Annotated in this window: 1 protein-coding gene; it reads right to left on the bottom strand. The window is 70.4% G+C overall.

Going from position 1 to position 1,623, the window contains the following annotated elements:
* Window positions 1-38: 38 nt before the first annotated feature.
* Complete coding sequence (locus FXF52_RS40965; RefSeq protein ID WP_148805010.1) at window positions 39-1,544, bottom strand: ISL3 family transposase; 1,506 nt, start codon at window positions 1,542-1,544, stop codon at window positions 39-41.
* Between the last annotated feature and the right edge of the window lie 79 nt (window positions 1,545-1,623).

Raw genomic sequence — 1,623 nt, 5'->3', positions numbered from 1 at the left:
TTGGCTCTGGCGCAGAAACGGTGGTCGGGGTGATCGATCTACGCGAGGAGGATTCGCTGCCGGAGTAGGGCGAATCCGGCTCGGCCGTACATTTGCCGCTTGAGGAATTTGACCTTGGTGTTGGCGCCTTCGATCGGGCCGTTGCTGTAGGGCAGGGTCAGGCCGGCGACGACGGCGGGCAGGTCCATGCGCATGCCGTGGACGAAGCCGTGCAGGGCGGGCAGGTCGTCGGCGTCGACGGCGGTCATCCAGGCGTCCAGGTCCTCGCCCCGACGGCCGGTGAGCAGGCTGGCGAACTCGCCGACCCGCCGGGCCAGCACGGTCAGGTGCGGGCAGGCCGCGAGGAGGTCTCGTAGGTGGTCGCGGTGGTGGGCGGCGAGATGCTCGGGCTTGGTCATGAGCCAGGAGACCAGGCGGCGCGGTGACGGCGGGGTGCGTTCAGCATCGGCACGGCCCTGCTTGAGGTAGCGCACCAGCAGGTTCGCGCTGCCGGTGTAGCCGAGTTCGCGGATCTCGGCCAAGAGTTGGGTCACCGGAACCTGGGGGTCTTCGGTGCGTCGGCGCCGCAGATGGTCCCGGAACGGGTCGACCAGCGTCTCGCGGTAGCGCGGCGGACGCTGGAGTTGCTCTGCGGTGGCCGCGCGGGCGTACCGCTTCACGGTGTTCAGTGCCCAGCCGAGCCGGCGGGCGCATTCCAGCAGCCCGACGCCCTGGCCGAGCAGGGCATGCACGGCCGCATGCCGCTCGCGAGTGCGCTGGGCCAGGGGCTGGTTCGGGCGGACTGGACTGTCGTGCCAGCAGCGGCTGTGCTCGGCTACGGTCTTCTCGACTGCCCTGGCCAGGTTGTGCCACAGGTGCCACCGGTCGCTGACCTGCACCGCCTGCGGCGCGCCGTCGCGGATCGCCTCGGCAAATGCGGCCGACCCGTCACGGCAGACCACCTCGACTTCCGGGTGTTCGCGCAGCCACGCGGCCAAGGTGGATGCCTTCCGATCAGGCAGCACGTCGATCCGGCGATGGGTGACCGCGTCGATCAGCAAGGTCGCATACCGGCGGCCCCGGCGCAGCGCGAAGTCGTCGACGCTGAGCACCGCCGGCACCGGCCCGGCCGGAACCGGCGCCGTCATCAACACCCGCAGGACGGTGCTGCGGGAGACCCGCACACCCAATCGGGACAGCACCGCCGCGCCGGCCCGGCCGGCGACGGCCACCGCCAGATCGGCGACCAAAGCGGTCAGCTGCCGGGTCCGCCGTGCCCATCGCTGAGTCAGCGCGGGCACCTGTTCCCGAAACGTCCGCTGCGGGCACGACCCTGCCCGGCAGACCAGGCGCCGGACCCGCAACTGCACGATCACACAGCGCCCACCAACGGGAAGGTCAGCCAGCCGACGCTGGTGATACGCATGCACCCGGTCGCTGAGCTGCCCGCATCCCGAACACGGCACCGGAGCCACCGGCGTGCGGGCGACGACCCGCACCACTGCCCCTTGATCGATCACCCGGTCGATGACCAGACCCGACAGCTGAGGGAAGACCGTCTTGATCACATCGCACCGGGCTTAGGATGCCCCACAGCACCGACCACTCTGGACTCAGGTCACCACCGTTTCTGCGCCAGAGCCA

Origin of the sequence: Micromonospora sp. MP36 (assembly GCF_008119785.1) — a bacterium.
In the GTDB taxonomy this organism is placed as follows: domain Bacteria; phylum Actinomycetota; class Actinomycetes; order Mycobacteriales; family Micromonosporaceae; genus Micromonospora.
The sequence above is the reverse complement of the archived record's forward strand: the minus strand, read 5'-3'. Positions and strand labels throughout refer to the sequence as shown.